At 63.9% G+C, this 16364-nt stretch carries 15 protein-coding genes; 13 read left to right on the plus strand and 2 right to left on the minus strand.

Annotated features, from left to right (window positions below):
* Positions 1–79 precede the first annotated feature (79 nt).
* From KUL25_RS10805 to KUL25_RS10815, 3 genes are read left to right on the plus strand one after another with little or no spacing between them, the layout of a single operon-like run.
* A complete protein-coding gene (locus tag KUL25_RS10805; protein ID WP_257892941.1) occupies positions 80–1981 on the plus strand; it encodes a TadE/TadG family type IV pilus assembly protein in 1902 nt (633 codons plus the stop codon).
* On the plus strand, positions 1978–2520 hold the full coding sequence (locus KUL25_RS10810) for a TadE/TadG family type IV pilus assembly protein (protein WP_257892942.1): 543 nt from the start codon (positions 1978–1980) through the stop codon (positions 2518–2520). Before KUL25_RS10805 ends, KUL25_RS10810 begins: the two co-directional genes overlap by 4 nt.
* Positions 2521–2532: 12 nt before the next feature.
* Positions 2533–3087, plus strand: a complete 555-nt coding sequence (locus KUL25_RS10815) for a TadE/TadG family type IV pilus assembly protein (protein ID WP_257892943.1) — start codon at positions 2533–2535, stop codon at positions 3085–3087.
* Between the two features lie 65 nt (positions 3088–3152).
* Here KUL25_RS10815 and KUL25_RS10820 read toward each other — a convergent pair whose 3' ends face one another.
* The gene (locus KUL25_RS10820) at positions 3153–3362 is read right to left on the minus strand and encodes a hypothetical protein (protein WP_257892944.1); all 210 of its coding nucleotides are present in this window, start codon (positions 3360–3362) and stop codon (positions 3153–3155) included.
* 235 nt (positions 3363–3597) lie between these two features.
* On the opposite strand from KUL25_RS10820, the gene KUL25_RS10825 reads away from it, so the two are divergent.
* The 10 genes from KUL25_RS10825 (at position 3598) to KUL25_RS10870 (ending at position 15306) form a co-directional block, all read left to right on the plus strand.
* Complete coding sequence (locus KUL25_RS10825) at positions 3598–4851, plus strand: sarcosine oxidase subunit beta family protein (protein WP_257892945.1); 1254 nt, start codon at positions 3598–3600, stop codon at positions 4849–4851.
* A 13-nt stretch (positions 4852–4864) separates the two neighbouring features.
* Positions 4865–5128, plus strand: a complete 264-nt coding sequence (locus KUL25_RS10830; protein WP_257892946.1) for a sarcosine oxidase subunit delta — start codon at positions 4865–4867, stop codon at positions 5126–5128.
* Entirely contained in the window at positions 5125–8055 is a 2931-nt protein-coding gene (locus KUL25_RS10835; protein WP_257892947.1) for a sarcosine oxidase subunit alpha family protein, read from the plus strand. The genes KUL25_RS10830 and KUL25_RS10835 overlap by 4 nt, the downstream gene beginning before the upstream one ends.
* Positions 8048–8584 carry a sarcosine oxidase subunit gamma gene (locus KUL25_RS10840; RefSeq protein ID WP_257892948.1) on the plus strand — a complete coding sequence of 179 codons (537 nt, stop codon included), beginning with the start codon at positions 8048–8050 and terminating at the stop codon, positions 8582–8584. Before KUL25_RS10835 ends, KUL25_RS10840 begins: the two co-directional genes overlap by 8 nt.
* Positions 8585–8691: 107 nt before the next feature.
* Positions 8692–10653, plus strand: a complete 1962-nt coding sequence (gene dnaG, locus KUL25_RS10845) for a DNA primase (protein WP_257892949.1) — start codon at positions 8692–8694, stop codon at positions 10651–10653.
* 92 nt (positions 10654–10745) lie between these two features.
* Positions 10746–12752: an RNA polymerase sigma factor RpoD gene (gene rpoD, locus KUL25_RS10850; protein ID WP_257894848.1), complete on the plus strand. Its 2007-nt coding sequence runs from the start codon at positions 10746–10748 to the stop codon at positions 12750–12752.
* Positions 12749–13504 (plus strand): sulfotransferase family protein, encoded by a 756-nt coding sequence (locus tag KUL25_RS10855; protein ID WP_257892950.1) that lies wholly within the window; start codon positions 12749–12751, stop codon positions 13502–13504. The genes rpoD and KUL25_RS10855 overlap by 4 nt, the downstream gene beginning before the upstream one ends.
* 562 nt (positions 13505–14066) lie before the next feature.
* On the plus strand, positions 14067–14336 hold the full coding sequence (locus KUL25_RS10860; protein WP_257892951.1) for an HlyU family transcriptional regulator: 270 nt from the start codon (positions 14067–14069) through the stop codon (positions 14334–14336).
* The gene (locus KUL25_RS10865; protein ID WP_257892952.1) at positions 14333–14785 is read left to right on the plus strand and encodes a thiol-disulfide oxidoreductase DCC family protein; all 453 of its coding nucleotides are present in this window, start codon (positions 14333–14335) and stop codon (positions 14783–14785) included. Before KUL25_RS10860 ends, KUL25_RS10865 begins: the two co-directional genes overlap by 4 nt.
* Positions 14785–15306, plus strand: a complete 522-nt coding sequence (locus tag KUL25_RS10870; protein WP_257892953.1) for a DUF4166 domain-containing protein — start codon at positions 14785–14787, stop codon at positions 15304–15306. The genes KUL25_RS10865 and KUL25_RS10870 overlap by 1 nt, the downstream gene beginning before the upstream one ends.
* Here the strand turns inward: KUL25_RS10870 and meaB are convergent.
* Entirely contained in the window at positions 15303–16274 is a 972-nt protein-coding gene (gene meaB / locus KUL25_RS10875) for a methylmalonyl Co-A mutase-associated GTPase MeaB (protein WP_257892954.1), read from the minus strand. The genes KUL25_RS10870 and meaB overlap by 4 nt on opposite strands.
* Positions 16275–16364: the final 90 nt, after the last annotated feature.

Here is a 16364-nt window from a genome sequence, read left to right on the forward strand (position 1 = left end):
GTCACAAGGACCCTCGGTGCCATGGGTCTGTCCCCCGGATAGTCCTTGGCCGATTGGGTTTATCAGCAGGAGAGAAGGCATGTTTGGCCTCTTCCACAAGATGCAAAGTTCCGCCGGGGCGATGGCCGCCCGATTGGGATCGTCTCTGGCGCCGCGCCGTTACATGCAGCGCGAAGACGGGACGGTTACGGCCTTCGCGGTGATGCTTTTCGTGCTGATGATCGGTGCCAGCGGCATCGCCATTGATGTCATGCGCTACGAGACACAGCGCACCCAGTTGCAGTATACATTGGACCGCGCCGTTCTGGCTGCGGCCTCGCTGACCCAGCCCTATGACCCCGAAGGTGTGGTGCGCGACTACTTCTCCATCGCCGGAATCGAGGGCTACCGCCTCGACGTCCGCGTCGAGGAAGGCATCAACTTCCGCCGCGTGCACGCCTATGCAGAGCTTGAAGTGCGCTCGCTGTTCATGCAGCTTTTCGGCGTGCGCGTGATGACATCGCCCGCGATTGGCGCAGCCGAGGAACGGGTGCGCCGGATCGAGGTTTCCATGGTCCTCGATATCTCGGGCTCCATGGGCAACAACAGCCGGATGACCAACATGCGCCCCGCCGCGCGGGAATTCGTGACCGAGGTCCTGAACGCCAACAACAACGTCAACAACGAGCTTCTCGTGTCCGTCTCCATCGTGCCCTACAACGGGCGCGTGAACGGTGGCGACCTGATCGAAAGCGTCTTCACCTTCGACGATGTCCATGACGAATCCAACTGCGCGCGCTTCAGCGCGGCCGATTTCCAGACGACAGCGATTGACCCCGCCGTCGCGATCCAGCGGATTTCCCACTGGGACCGCGATGACGAGGGCGATGACGAGCTGTTCGGCTCGCCCCATTGTCAAACCGACGAATACGGCGCGATCCTGCCTTGGGAATATCGTGAAAACGTTCTGCACAGCCATATCAACGCGCTGAACACCGGCGGCTGGACCGCCATTGACCTGGGCATGAACTGGGCCGTGGCCCTGCTGGACCCGGCGGCACGGCCTGCCGTGGACGGCTTGATCGCCTCCAACAATGTGCACTCGGAATTCGAAGATCGCCCCGCCCCCTACCGCGACGGCGACCCGAACACGACGCTGGATGACGAAACGATCAAGGTCGTGGTCCTGATGACGGACGGCGACAACACCAACCAAAATGACCTGCGCGATGTGTGGGAGCATAACGGCACCTACTACTTCAACGGCTCCACCCCGCCGGCTGCGGCCCGCTATATCGGCCTGCGCACGGGGCGGGCTCCGATATTCCGGCATGAAGGTGCCGACGGCGTCCTGTCGAACGGCTACACCAACAGCGATCGCTGGCGCTTTGGCGATGACCGCTTCTCGATCTGGTGGGAAGATCGCGGCGCAACCGGCCAGTTCTGGATCCCCACGGGCGATCCCCGCGACGCGGGCGGCTACTGGTCCAATGAACCCTACGGCGGATGGGCGGCCTACGGCATGCTCGACCCGGACGATGGGCAGGTCGTGGACACTTGGGAGACCCAGCGGGCGAACGCATTCGATCCCACGGTGGACCGCGATGGCGATGGCAACACCGACGACCTGCAAGGAACGGTGATGAACTGGCCCGGGCTTTGGGGCATGCTGACCGCCGAAAATATCGCCGAGGAATGGTTCGAGGAACCGGCCCGCGCTTCGGGCAACTGGGATTTCCACGATCTCGTAGCCGACAACGCCAGCTACCTTTATGCAGGCGGCGGCCAGGCCGACACCAACCTGCGCGCAGTCTGCGACGCGGCCAACGGCGCGGGCATCATTGTCTTCGCCATCGGGTTCGAGGCGCCTGACCGGGGCCAGGAAGTGATGCGCTACTGCGCCTCGTCCGATGCCCATTACTATGACGTGGACGGGATCGAGATCTCTCAGGCCTTCGCCTCCATCGCGCGGACCATCAACCAGCTGCGATTGATCCAATGATGTTTCCCCTGCGCTACCGCGTCAAAGAGTTCTGGGAGGATCAGTCCGCCACGGCGACGCTGGAATTCGTGATCGTCTTCCCGCTTCTGATGATCGTCTTCATCGCCGCCTTCGAGACGGCGCTGATCCTGACGCGCCAGATCATGCTGGAGCGGACGCTGGATATGTCGACGCGGGTCCTGCGGCTGGCCCAGGGCGTGATCACCGACGCCGACACGGTGCGTGATACCATGTGCGCCAACACCAACCTTCTGCCCAACTGCGATACGCTTCTCACCATCGACCTTCAGATCATCGACCGCGATGTCTACGACATGCCGTCCAACGATCAGGTTTGTGCCGGGCGCGGCGAAGACATCGTCATCGCCCCCGACAACGAATTCCAGGTCGGCGCCGACAACGACTTCCTGCTGATCCGCACCTGTCTGATCGTGGATCGGATCCTGCCGTTCTCGGGCTTCGGCCTGAACCTGACCCGCGACGATAGCGGAGGCATGCACATGATGGCCTCCACGATCTTCGTGAACGAACCGGATTGAGGAACGCCTGCCATGAAACGCCTGTTCAAGCACTTCCTCCGCGATACCTCGGCCGCCGTCTCGTTCGAGACCGTGATCGTGTTCCCGCTGCTGACCTGGGCCTGGATCGGAACCTTTGCCTTCTTCGACGCCTACCGCGTCTATAACACATCGATCAAGGCAACCTTCACGATTGCGGACCTGATCTCGCGCCAGACCTCCACGGTCTACGGGTATGACATCGAGGGCATGGCCCGCATGCTGGAGGCGATGATCCGCGACACCGATGGGGTCGAGATGCGCGTGACGCAGATCCTGCGTGACAACGACGGCAACTATCAGGTGGATTGGAGCCATGCGACCGGCACCCAGGCTCAACTGTTTACCGCCAGCCTCGCAGGGGTCGAAGACCGCCTGCCGGACATGGCCAACGGCGAGCGTGTCGTGCTGGTGGAAAGCTTCGTCGACTACGACCCCGCCTTCAACGTCGGCCTGAACGACCTGACCTTCGACAATTTCACCCTGACCCGGCCGCGCTACGCGGGACAGGTCCCCTACGACGACGAAATGACCCCGCCGTCGAGCTGAGGTCTATAAGGCAGATGGTGAAGGGCGGCGTCGCCTGACGCCGGTTCCCTTCGCTTTGTGGCGGTTCAGTCGTCCGCCTTGTGGTCTACCACGCCGGTTCTGCCCTTGATGGGCGCGAAATCATCGGCCTTGTGATCCACGACACCCGTGCGGCCGGGCTGCATGGCTTGCGATTTGCGTGCCATCAGGTCCTGGATCTCGAAATTGCCCAGACCGCCCTGCGCGCCTTCAAGATCCGCATCGGTCAGCTCTTGCGTTTTGTATTTGTCAGACATGATTTGCTCCTTTCAAAAGGGGATGAATGCATTTGCTTTGGAATGTGTTCAGGATAACAAGCCGTCCGCGCATCCCAAAGAAGAAAACGCCACCGGCGACTGGTGGTTTTCCCTACCGAACGCCGGTGAAACGGGGCGTCGCCTCTAACCCAACTCATGTCGCCCGCGGGTCTTTCCTCTTCCCCGCCCTGCGCATAACCTCTGCCCGAACCCTACCCGTTTGAACGGAGAGACCATGCGATATTCCGGGCTTCAGGTGCTTTGGCAGGGCCTGACAGGCAACAAGGGCTGGACGCCCGCTTGGCGCGATCCCGATCCCAAGCCCGAGTATGATATCATCATCATCGGTGGCGGCGGCCATGGTCTTGCGACCGCCTATTACCTGGCCCGCGAACATGGGCTCACCAATATCGCCGTCCTTGAAAAAGGCTACCTTGGCGGCGGCAACATCGGCCGCAACACCACCATCGTGCGCGCCAACTACGGGCTGCCCGGCAACTCCGAGTTCTACAGCCATTCGCTGAAATTGTGGGAGGGGTTGGAGCAGGACCTCAACTACAACGTGATGCATTCCCAGCGCGGCATCATCAATCTGTTCCATTCTGACGGCCAGCGCGACGCCTACGCGCGGCGTGGCAATGCGATGATCAATCAGGGTGACGATGCGATCCTGCTGGATCGCGAAGGCGTGCGCCGCATGGTGCCCTACCTCGACTTCGAACAGACCCGCTTTCCGATCTTCGGCGGCCTCTACCACCCGCGCGGCGGCACCGCCCGTCACGACGCCGTGGCCTGGGGCTTTGCACGTGGTGCAGATCAGCGCGGGGTCGACCTGATCCAGAACTGCGAAGTCACCGGGATCGATATCGAAAACGGCGCCGTGCGCGGGGTGCAGACCACGCGCGGCGCGATCCGCGCGCGTAAGGTGGGCATGGTCGTGGCCGGGCGATCCTCTCAGGTGGCGGCCATGGCCGGCCTGCGCCTGCCGATTGAATCCCACGTCCTGCAAGCCTTCGTGACCGAGGGCCTGAAACCGACCATCGACAATGTCATCACCTACGGCATGGGCCATTTCTATATCAGCCAGTCCGACAAGGGCGGGCTGGTCTTTGGCGGCGATCTGGATTTCTACGCCTCCTATGCCGCGCGCGGCAACCTGCCCATGGCCGAACATGTGGTAGAGGCGGGGATGACGCTCATGCCGATGATCGGAAAGGCCACGATGTTGCGCTCTTGGGGCGGGATCATGGACATGTCGTCCGACGGCTCTCCGATCATCGACAAGACCCATATCGAGGGGCTCTATTTCAACGGCGGCTGGTGCTATGGCGGCTTCAAGGCGGTGCCGGGCTCGGGCCATTGCTTCGCCCATCTGATGGCCACCGACCAGCCCCACCCCGCCGCCACAAGGCACCGCCTTGATCGCTTCACCACTGGCCGTGGCCTGATGGATGAAGAAGCGACGGGCAGCCAGCACAACCTGCATTAAGGAGGCACGCACCATGCAAATCCCCTGCCCCCTTTGCGGCGACCGCGACTTGCGGGAATTCACCGTCCGAGGCCACGCCTTGGGCGCCGCCCGCCCCGAGGGCGAGGTCTGGTCTGACGCCTGGGATGACTTCATCCACAACCGTGACAACCCCGCAGGCCGCACGGAGGAGCTGTGGTATCACTCCGGCGGCTGCGGTGCGTGGCTGGTGGTGGACCGCGATACCACCACGCACGAGGTGTTCGGCACGCGATTGGCGCGCGAGGTTTTGGAATGAGGTTAGATAACCAAGGCTTAGTGGACCGCTCAAGCTTGAGCAGGTTCCATTTCAACGGCCAGCCCTACACCGGCTTCAAGGGCGACACCGTCGCCTCGGCGCTGATGGCCAACGGCGTGAAGCTGATGGGCCGCTCGTTCAAATACCACCGCCCGCGCGGCGTGCTGACCGCCGGATCGGAAGAACCCAACGCCCTGATCCAGGTGGGCGCAGGCGACGCGATGCTGCCCAACGTCCGCGCCACGGTGCAAGAGGTCTTCACCGGGCTGGAGACGTCCTCGCAAAACCACATGGGCCCCCTCGCCTATGATCTTCTCAGCGTCAACGACCTGTTCCCGAATTTCCTCAGCGCAGGCTTCTACTACAAGACGTTCATGTGGCCCCGCGCCTTCTGGGAACGCGTCTACGAGCCCGCGATCCGCCGCGCCGCCGGTCTGGGGCGCATGACGCTTGCGGCAAACCCGGACCCGTCCGAGCGCGCCTTCGCCTTCTGTGACGTGCTCGTGATCGGGGGCGGACCCGCTGGCCTGATGGCCGCGCTGACCGCCGCGATGTCCGGCGCGGATGTGATCTTGCTGGAGGAAACCGCCGATCTTGGCGGGCAGCTCTTGTCGGACGGGGACGTCATCGACGGGATTCCCGCCGACATCTGGGTCTCGGAAACCGTCGAAAAGCTGAAAGAAACGGGCAACGTGCGGATCATGACCCGCACCACCGCCACGGGTGTCTACGACGGCCTGACCTTCGGCGCCGTGGAGCGTGTGGGCAGCCATGTGCCCCGTGCCGATGACCTGCCGCAGGAATGCTTCTGGCGCATCCGCGCGGGCCAGGCCGTGCTTGCCGCAGGCGCGCTGGAGCGCCCCATCGCCTTTCCCGATAACGACCGCCCCGGCATCATGATGGCCTCGGCCATTCGCACCTATATCAACCGCTATGGGGTCACGCCGGGTGAGAAGGTGGCGATTTTCGCCGCCAACGATGATGCCCACAAGACCGCGCTCGAATTGCTGGACGCGGGCGTGGACGTCGCAGCCGTCATCGATAGCCGCCCCGATGCGCAAGCCATCGGCGACTATCGCCTGCATCGTGGCGCGCAAGTTGTCGGCTCCAGGGGCCGTCAGGCCCTGCGCGAAATCACCGTGCGCAGCGGCGGCTCCGAGTTCAGGCTGGAAACCGACTGCCTCGGTCTGTCCGGCGGCTGGAACCCGACCCTGCACTTGACCTGCCACCTCGGCGCCCGCCCCGAATGGGACGCAGGCATCCATGCTTTCGTCCCCAAGGCCAACGCGATAGCGGGCCTGCGCCCCGCAGGGGCGTGCAACGGCACCCTGCACACCGAAGGGTGCCTGCGAGAAGGCCGTCAGGCCGCAGAGGAGGCGCTCAAAGCGCTCGGGCGGCGCGTGCGAAAACCCGATCTGCCGCAGGCAGAGGACGCCGCAGGCGCGACCCAGGCCCTCTGGAGCGTTGAGGCCAAAGGCCGGGCCTGGCTTGATTTTGCCAATGACGTCACGACGAAGGACGTGAAGCAATCGGCCGCAGAAGGCTTCAAATCGGTGGAGCATATGAAGCGCTACACCACGCAGGGCATGGCGCCCGATCAGGGGAAATCCTCCAACATCGGGGCCCTGGCGGTGCTGGCCGATGCCACAGGCCGCGGCATCCCCGAGACCGGCACCACCACCTACCGTCCGCCCTTCACGCCCGTGGCCCTCGGCACCATGGCCGCAGGCGCGCAGGGCAAGGGCTTCGCGCCCGAGCGGTTCACCACCTCCGACAAGGCCGCCCGCGCGCGCGGCGCGCCGATGATCGCCGTGGGCCTCTGGTATCGCGCCTCCTACATGCCGCAGCCCGGTGAAACCCACTGGCGGCAGTCCTGCGACCGAGAAGTCACCATGGTCCGCACCGCCGTTGGCGTCGTCGATGTTTCGACCCTGGGCAAGATCGAGATCTTCGGGAAGGACGCGGGCGCGTTCCTCGACTTCTTGTACACGAATAACTTCTCCGCCCTGAAACCGGGCCGCGCGCGCTATGGCCTGATGCTGCGTGAAGACGGCCACGTCATGGACGACGGCACCACCGCCTGCCTTGCCGAGGGTCATTACGTCATGACCACCACTACCGCTGCGGCGGGTCAGGTGATGGCCCATATGGAGTTCGTGAGCCAAGTCCTGAAACCGGAATGGGACGTCGCTTTCACCTCGGTCACAGAGCAATGGGCGCAGTTCTCTGTCGCCGGGCCCCGCGCACGGGACCTGATCAACGGCATCGCCGATCAGCCGATCGACAACGACAGCTTCCCCTTCATGCAATGCGGTGCCGTCAAGGTGCACGGCATCGGCGCCCGCCTTTTCCGCATCTCCTTCAGCGGCGAGCACGCCTATGAGGTTGCCGTCCCCAGCGCCTATGGCGACGCGCTCTATCGCGATCTCGTGGCCCGCGCCGAGGCCCTGGGCGGCGGCGCCTACGGGATGGAGGCGCTCAACGTTCTGCGGATCGAGAAGGGGTTTATCACCCACTCGGAAATCAACGGGCGGGTGACGGCCTTTGATGTCGGCATGCAAGGCATGCTGTCGAAAAAGAAGGATTTCATCGGCAAGGCGGCGGCGACGCGCCCCGGCCTGCTGGAAGAAGATCGAGAGCGTCTGGTGGGCTTGAAACCTGTGGGCGCAGTCAAGGAATTGACCGCCGGGGCGCATTTTTTCGAAGCCGACGCAGCACCCACCCGCCAGAACGATCTGGGCTATGTCACCTCCGTCGGCTACTCGCCCACGCTGGGGCATTTCATCGGGCTTGGGTTCCTGCGCGACGGCCCCAACCGCATCGGGCACCACATGAAAATCGTCGACCATTTGCGCGGCGTGACCGCCGAAGTGGAAATCTGCGATCCGGTCTTCTTCGATCCTGACGGAGGGCGCGCCCGTGGCTAGTTTGACCCAAAAGACAGCTTTTGGCGGGCTGCTTCCGATCACCGCAGGCACCGCCACGCTGGAAGAGGTGACCCATGACGCGATCACCTGGGTCTCGCCCGCCAGGGGCAAGGCGGTCGCGGTGTCCAAGGCGTTGGAAAAACAGATCCAGGCGCCCTTCCCCAAGCCGAACCGTATGAGCGGCCCCGCCGTCTGGACCGGCCCGGGGCAAGCGATGGTTCTGGGGCAGCCGCTCAGGCCGCTGACCGGGGCGGCGCTGTCGGATCAGACCAGCGCCTGGGCTTGCTGCGCGATAATCGGCCCGGACGCGCGCGATGTCCTTTCCCGGCTTGTGCCCATCGATCTGCGCGCGGACGTGTTCAAGGTCGGCCACGCCGCACGGACGGTGCTGGGGCATATGAATTGCATTGTGATGCGCCCCACCCGCGATCGCTATGAGGTCATGGTGTTCCGCTCCATGGCGAAGACGGCGACGCATGAATTGACCCGCGCGATGGCGATGGTGGCAGCGCGCCAAAGCCTCGTCTGACCCGTCCGCGTCTCTCGCCGACCTAAATATCTAGCGGGTCGCGTGGGTTAACCAATCAGGGTCGGCCAGCCCTAGACTTCGCCCGCGCGCGGGCCGATATTGCGTTCATGTCATTGCCCCCCGGATTCTTGGATGAACTGCGCACCCGCACCTCCATCGCGCAAGTGGTGGGCCGCAAGGTGATGTGGGACAATCGCAAGTCCAACCAGGGCAAGGGCGACATGTGGGCACCCTGCCCGTTCCATCAGGAAAAAAGCGCCAGTTTCCACGTCGATGACCGCAAGGGCTTCTATTATTGCTTCGGCTGTCAGGCCAAAGGCGACATGTTCAAGTTCGTGCAGGAAACCGAGAATGTGGGCTTCATGGAAGCGGTGCAGATCCTTGCCGCCGAGGCCGGTATGCCCATGCCCGAGCGTGATCCAATGGCGCAGGAAAAGGCAGACAAGAACGCTGAACTGGCCAAGGTGACGGAAGCCGCCGTTCAGCACTTTCGCCTGCAACTGAAGACCCAGGCCGCCGCCGAGGCGCGCGCTTATCTGGAAGCGCGCGGCATGGACGCTGCAACTCTGGACCGGTTCGAGATCGGATTTGCCCCCAATGCCCGCCAAGGCATCCACCAGGCACTGGTGGGCAAGGGCATGCGCGCCGAGGATGTGACGCTGGCGGGCCTCTCGACCAAGCCCGATGACGGCGGCGCGCCCTATGATGCGTTCCGCGACCGGATCATCTTTCCGATCCGCGACGCGCGCGGGCGCTGCATCGGGTTCGGCGGCCGCGCGATGGCGGCGGATGCGCGGGCCAAGTACCTCAACTCGCGCGAGACACCTTTGTTTGACAAGGGCCGCGCGCTTTATAACCACGGCCCCGCCCGCGAAGCGGCGGGCAAGGGCCAGCCCCTGATCGTGGCCGAAGGCTACATGGACGTCATCGCCTTGGTGAAGGCGGGCTTCGGGGCGGCGGTGGCGCCCCTTGGCACCGCAATCACCGAAGATCAACTGCGCCTGATGTGGCGGATCACCGACGAGCCGATCATTGCGCTGGACGGCGACACGGCGGGCCTGCGCGCGGCGATGCGCCTGGTCGATCTGGCGCTGCCCCTGCTGGAAGGCGGCAAGAGCCTGCGTTTCGTTGTCTTGCCCGAGGGGCAGGACCCCGATGATCTGATCCGGGCCCAAGGCCCTGCGGCGATGCAGGCACTGCTCGACAAGGCCGAGCCGATGGTGACGCTTTTGTGGCGGCGAGAGACCGAGGGCCAGGTCTTTGACAGCCCCGAGCGGCGCGCGGCGCTGGATGGACGTCTGCGCGCGACCCTGCAACGGATCACTGACCAGGGCCTGCGCCGCCACTATGCCGACGCCATCGCCGAATTGCGCCGGGCCCTGTTCCGCCCGGCCTCGCAACCGTGGCAACCCGGCGGCGGTCGCGGGAAATGGCAGCCGAAGGGGAAGTGGAAAGGGCGCGGCTTTGCCGAAGCGCAGGCGCCACTGGCCGCAACGCGCGCCCGTGTCGGCGCGCTGAACGGCGAGACGTTGCGCACGGGCTTGATCGTGGCCACGTGTATTCGCTTCCCCGACCTGATCGATTTGTTCGAGCCACAGTTGGACCGCCTGCCCCCCCGCGACCCGGACCACGCCCGCCTTGTCGCGCATCTGTTGCGCACCGCGACACGCGACGCCGCCACGCTTCTGGACGAAATAAATGCCTCCCCCCTCGCGCCTGCCCTTGAAAGCCTGCTGGGTCTTTCCCATCTCGCCATCACGCCCTTCTTGATTGGCAATGGCGATGCTGTGCGCGCCGAGGAATGCCTGGAAGAGGAATTCACCAAGCTGGCCGCCGCACGCGCCATTGAAGAAGAGATGGCCGAAGCGCGCCACGACATGGCCGACGTGCCCGACGAAGGAGATCCCGCGCTGGCCTACCGCATGAAAGAGGCCCTGCGCAGCAAACACGCCGCCCAAAACCCGAAGGGTGAAGAGAACGCTGAACAATTTGGGGAGACCACCCAGGCGCGATCCGCGTTCCACCAGTTGCTCTCGACCGCCGGACAGGGCAAGAAAAAAGGGATGTAGGCCTACCCGAATCAGTGATTCGGCTTAAAGTATGCTTGCAGTCGAAATGATTCGGGCGCGCCCGAAACAATCCAAGCCCAAAGGGGTAGACGATAATGGCCAAAGACACCGACGATCGTAAGCAGGACGGCGACGAGCCAGAGATGGGCCTCGACATGAGCCAAGCCGCCGTCAAGAAGATGATCGCGGAGGCCCGTGTTCGCGGCTACATCACCTACGACCAGCTCAACACCGTTCTCCCGCCCGAGCAGGTCAGCTCGGAGCAGATCGAAGACGTGATGTCGATGCTGTCGGAAATGGGCATCAACATCATCGAGGATGACGAAGCCGAAGACGGCGACGACAAGGCCGCCGGCGAACTGGTCACCACCGAAGGCTCTCGCGAAGTCGCCGTCGCCGCGACCGAGACCGAGAAGCTCGACCGCACCGATGACCCCGTCCGCATGTACCTGCGCGAGATGGGCAGCGTCGAACTGCTGTCTCGCGAAGGCGAAATCGCCATCGCCAAGCGGATCGAGGCGGGCCGCAACACGATGATCGCGGGCCTGTGCGAAAGCCCCCTTACATTCCAGGCCATCACCATCTGGCGCGACGAACTTCTGGAAGAAGACATTCTGCTGCGCGATGTCATCGACCTCGACACCACCTTTGGCCGCACCATGGGCGACGACGCGGATACGCCCGTCGTGCCCGCAGGCGTGGGCTCCACCCCGCCCGGCATCGCCCCCGTGACGCCCGAGCCGAAGAAGGAAGAACCGGCCGAAGAGCTGGACGCCGACGGCAATCCCATCGCCAAGGACGACGATGAGGATGAGGACGAGCAGGCCAACATGTCGCTGGCGGCCATGGAAATGGCGCTGAAGCCGCAGGTTCTGGCGACCCTCGATCAGATCGCGAACGACTACATCCGGCTGTCGGAAATGCAGGACAGCCGCCTGTCAGCGACCCTGAACGAAGACAACAGTTTTTCGAAGACGGAAGAGACAGAATACCAGCACCTGCGTTCCGAGATCGTGGAACTGGTGAACGAGCTGCACCTGCACAACAACCGTATCGAAGCGCTGGTCGATCAGCTTTACGGCATCAACCGCCGGATCATGTCCATCGACAGCTCCATGGTGAAGCTGGCCGACCAGGCCCGCATCAACCGCCGCGAATTCATCGAGGAATATCGCGGTCAGGAACTCGACCCCTCGTGGATGGAGCGGATGACGCAGAAATCCGGTCGCGGCTGGCAGGCGTTGATGGAACGCTCGTCGGACAAGATCGAAGAACTGCGCGGAGATATGGCGCAAGTCGGTCAATACGTCGGCCTCGATATCCCTGAATTCCGCCGCATCGTGAACCAGGTCCAGAAGGGCGAAAAAGAAGCCCGTCAGGCCAAGAAGGAAATGGTCGAGGCGAACCTGCGCCTCGTGATTTCCATCGCCAAGAAATACACCAACCGCGGCCTGCAATTCCTCGACCTGATCCAGGAAGGCAACATCGGCTTGATGAAGGCCGTCGATAAGTTCGAATACCGGCGCGGCTACAAGTTCTCCACCTATGCGACGTGGTGGATCCGTCAGGCGATCACCCGCTCCATCGCCGACCAGGCCCGCACGATCCGTATCCCGGTCCACATGATCGAGACGATCAACAAGCTGGTCCGCACCGGCCGCCAGATGCTCCACGAAATCGGCCGGGAGCCGACGCCCGAGGAATTGGCCGAAAAGCTGCAAATGCCGCTGGAGAAGGTCCGCAAGGTGATGAAAATCGCCAAGGAGCCGATCTCCCTTGAGACGCCCATCGGCGACGAGGAAGACTCACAGCTTGGCGATTTCATCGAGGACAAGAACGCCGTCCTGCCGTTGGATTCTGCCATCCAGGAGAACCTGAAAGAAACCACAACCCGCGTGCTGGCGTCGCTCACGCCCCGCGAAGAACGCGTGTTGCGCATGCGCTTCGGTATCGGCATGAACACCGACCACACCCTGGAAGAAGTCGGCCAACAGTTCAGCGTGACCCGCGAACGGATCCGCCAGATCGAGGCGAAGGCGTTGCGGAAGCTGAAGCACCCGAGCCGGTCACGGAAGCTGCGGTCGTTCTTGGATCAGTGACGGCCCAACCCGAACGTCGGTCCTGGATCGCACGCAAATTCTCTCGCAATCGTCGCATGGAGGCGCGGCTGATCGTGCGCTACGGCGCGGTCCATCGCTATCCGCTCTTCGCCGGGATCGACCCTGCCTACCACCGTCCGGTGATGATGCGGCTGGCTTACGATCCGAAGCACAAATTCTTTTTCGCGCGGATCCCCAAGGCGGGCAATTCCACCGTCGTCTCGACGCTGATCCGCCACATCGACCCGACAGCATCGGCGGCGAGCATGGCCGCAGATAAGCAGCGGTTGAACCGCCTGCCGACAAAGCGCCAGTTCGACGCGGCCTTCAAATTCACGGTCGTGCGCGATCCAACGGATCGGGTCATCTCCGGCTATCTGGACAAGGTGGCCCGCGACGCCGATGGGTTCGGACCTGACGCGTTTGGGGCTTTCCTGCAGGAGTTGCGTGACGGGGATTATCGCAAGAACGGTCATTTCATCCCGCAAACCGCCATGATCCCCGGCGGATTGGGCGCGATGGATCACGTGGGCCGCATCGAGACGCTGGACGCCGATCTCGAGGTGATCTGCACCCGGCTCTTCGGCGGCTTCACCGCCCGCACCGATCGCGTGGCCCATAGGACAGGCGCGGCCACGAACCGCGCGGCCCTGCTCACGCCTGAGAACACAGATTTGATCAGCGCACTCTACAGGCAGGATTTCGAGGCGCTCGGCTACCCGGCGCCCATCCCCTTTGACGGGGCCAATTGATCGCAACGGCTGCGCGGTCAGGCTGCCTCGCGGGGCACCAACCGGCCAGAGCAATCAGCCGACGGCGCGACCAGCGGCGCCTGCCCAAGGCTGAACACCCACAACCCCTCAGCTCCCCCCCCAGCGGACTTGCGCCGACTGCGTCGTCGCCCGTCGCGCGCGCCGCCAGCGGGGCCCCGGCGCCCTCGCCTGCGGCTCGGGCGCAGCAGCGCTCAAATCCCCGTAGCCACGTCCCCCGCCGCCAGCCGGAAACGCGCCGTCCTCCCCCTTCATCTTGCCAAAAAAACTCAACCCCCACCGCGTGCCTTCACGCACACCCGCCAAACGAGCGCGCCTTGCCCCGAGGCAAGCCATTCAAAAACTTGCGCTGTCAGCCCCCGCCAGACGCGCTGAAACCCGCAGTTCCCCCGCTCCAAACTGTTAATAGAACCCTAACATCACACTAACTCTTTCGCGATATCCGTTACTTACCCCCCTTATCACGCGTGATAGCCCGCTCCGCCTTCCCCTCCCGCCCGCCGGGCCCTACCTTCCCCCAACACCAACCAGACCCGGAGCCCGCATGTCCATCCTCTCCAAGCTTTTCGGCGGCAAACCCAAACCCGCCGCTGAACCCACCCTCCACAATGATTACCGCATCTTCCCCGATCCCGCCCAAGCCCAGGGCGGCTTTCAGGTGCAGGCAAGGATCGAGAAGGACATCGACGGGGAGACCAAGACCCACCAGATGATCCGCGCCGACAAGTGCCAGTCGATGGAAGAGGCCTCGGAAACCGCGCTGCTCAAGGCCAAGATGCTGATCGATCAGCAGGGCGACAGCATTTTCCGGTGAAGACCACCGCCGCCCTGCCCCCTGACCTGCAAGCCACGCTAGAAGGCCGCGATCTGATCGTGTTCGACGGCGAATGCGTTCTCTGTTCGGGCTTTTTCCGCTTCATCGTGCGGACGGACAAGGCGCAGCGGTTTCACTTCGCCCATGCGCAATCCGCCCTTGGGGCGCAGCTTTACGCCGCCCTCGGCATGCCAGTGGATGACTTCGACACCAATCTCGTTATCGTGGACGGCATGATCCATGAACGCCTCGATGCATTCGCCGCCGCGATGTCCGCCGTGGGCTGGCCCTACAGGGCGCTGGCCGTCAGCCGCTTCATCCCCGAACCCCTGCGCAGTTTCATCTATTATCGCATCGCCCGGAACCGCTATGCGATGTTCGGGCGCTATGACACCTGCATGATGCCCGACGCAGGCCTGCGGGCGCGGTTCATCGACGGGGCCGCCTGATGCTGTATCCCCGTGTCATGGGCGATGCGTTCTTCGATTTGCCCACGCCGTTGCAGGCGTTCCATGCCGTCGAAAACACGATATTCTACAAGGGCCACGTCACCGTCACCCATGACAATGCCCTTAGCCGGATGATCGCCAAGTCGGGCGGCATGCCAAGCAAATCCGGAGAGATGCCGTTCAGTTTCCGCGCCACCCGCGATGGCAAGTCCGAGATATGGGAGCGGAATTTCGACGGCCACATGACACGGTCCCTGCAATGGCTGCATTCGGATGGGGTCGTCGCCGAGCGGGTTGGCACAAGCGCGTTCCTGATGCAGCCAAGGGTCGACGGGCACAAGCTGCGCATTCCGATCATCGGCCTGCGTGGCTTCGGCCTGCCGATGCCGTCCTGGGTTCTCAGCAGTGCCGAAGGGGTCGAGGGCGTCACGCAGGACGGCAAGATCACCTTCGATGTGCATGCCAGCGTGCGGGGCCTGGGCCTGATCATCCGCTACAAGGGCGAGTTGGCGCCCGCCTAAGCCAACCGCTCCAGAATGGTCCGCGCCGCGGCGGTGGGCGTCGCCTGCCCCTGTGCGACCGCATGGGCCATTTCAGCCATGGCGGATTTCACGTCTTCGTCTTCGCGCAAACGCGCCAGAAGGCCCTCACGGACCTCATATTCGAACCAATGGGCGGCTTGTTCCGCGCGGGTGCGGTCCCAATGGCCGGTGTCGCGGCGCCATGTCGCCAGCGTCTGCATCTCGTCCCACGCCTGCTCCAACCCGGTGCCCTCCACCGCTGACACGGCAAGCGCTTTCGGGAAGCCCTCCGGATCCTGCGGGCGCTTGCGCAGCAGCCGCAGGGCGCCTGCGTAGTCGGCGACCGTACGGGTGGCGGTGGCTTTCAGGTCGCCATCAGCCTTGTTGATCAGGATCAGGTCCGCCATCTCCATGATACCGCGCTTGACGCCCTGCAATTCATCCCCGCCCGCGGGAGCCAGAATCAGCACGAAAAGGTCGCACATCTGGGCCACCATCGTCTCGGACTGGCCGACGCCCACGGTCTCGATCAAGACGACATCGAAGTTCGCGGCCTCGCATAGGGCGATCGCCTCGCGGGTGCGGCGGGCCACGCCCCCCAAAGCGGCCGAAGAGGGGGATGGGCGGATGAACGCCCCCGGTTCACGGCTCAGCAGGTCCATCCGCGTTTTGTCACCAAGGATCGAGCCGCCGGACCGGGCCGAGCTGGGATCCACCGCCAGCACCGCCACGCGCAATCCCGCCTTGACCAGCGCCATGCCGAACGCCTCGATGAAGGTCGATTTGCCCACGCCCGGTGTCCCGGAAAGACCAATGCGCAAGGCCTGTCGGTTCAGCCCGCGCAAACGCTCCAACAGCACTGCCGCTTGCGCCTGATGATCGGCCCGCGTGCTTTCCACCAGCGTCACCGCCCGCGCCAGTGCACGGCGTTCCCCCTTTGCTATCCGCTCTGCCAGATCGTCGGTCATGCGTGCTCCTTCCGCTGCCTCCACATGCCCCACTGGTGCGGCCCGTGTCCAGCCGTTGACGCAGCCCCGCCCGCCCCCTATCGCGGAGGC

Origin of the sequence: Gymnodinialimonas phycosphaerae (genome assembly GCF_019195455.1) — a bacterium.
Lineage (GTDB): Bacteria > Pseudomonadota > Alphaproteobacteria > Rhodobacterales > Rhodobacteraceae > Gymnodinialimonas > Gymnodinialimonas phycosphaerae.

Excerpts from the sequence above, each read along its gene's own strand:
- KUL25_RS10805 (WP_257892941.1), top strand. The coding sequence starts at position 80 with ATGTTTGGCCTCTTCCACAAGATGCAAAGTTCCGCCGGGGCGATGGCC.
- KUL25_RS10860 (WP_257892951.1), top strand. The coding sequence starts at position 14,067 with ATGTCCATCCTCTCCAAGCTTTTCGGCGGCAAACCCAAACCCGCCGCT.
- KUL25_RS10825 (WP_257892945.1), top strand. The coding sequence starts at position 3,598 with ATGCGATATTCCGGGCTTCAGGTGCTTTGGCAGGGCCTGACAGGCAAC.
- KUL25_RS10870 (WP_257892953.1), top strand. The coding sequence starts at position 14,785 with ATGCTGTATCCCCGTGTCATGGGCGATGCGTTCTTCGATTTGCCCACG.
- KUL25_RS10815 (WP_257892943.1), top strand. The coding sequence starts at position 2,533 with ATGAAACGCCTGTTCAAGCACTTCCTCCGCGATACCTCGGCCGCCGTC.
- KUL25_RS10835 (WP_257892947.1), top strand. The coding sequence starts at position 5,125 with ATGAGGTTAGATAACCAAGGCTTAGTGGACCGCTCAAGCTTGAGCAGG.
- dnaG (WP_257892949.1), top strand. The coding sequence starts at position 8,692 with ATGTCATTGCCCCCCGGATTCTTGGATGAACTGCGCACCCGCACCTCC.
- KUL25_RS10830 (WP_257892946.1), top strand. The coding sequence starts at position 4,865 with ATGCAAATCCCCTGCCCCCTTTGCGGCGACCGCGACTTGCGGGAATTC.
- KUL25_RS10820 (WP_257892944.1), bottom strand. The coding sequence starts at position 3,362 with ATGTCTGACAAATACAAAACGCAAGAGCTGACCGATGCGGATCTTGAA.
- KUL25_RS10810 (WP_257892942.1), top strand. The coding sequence starts at position 1,978 with ATGATGTTTCCCCTGCGCTACCGCGTCAAAGAGTTCTGGGAGGATCAG.
- meaB (WP_257892954.1), bottom strand. The coding sequence starts at position 16,274 with ATGACCGACGATCTGGCAGAGCGGATAGCAAAGGGGGAACGCCGTGCA.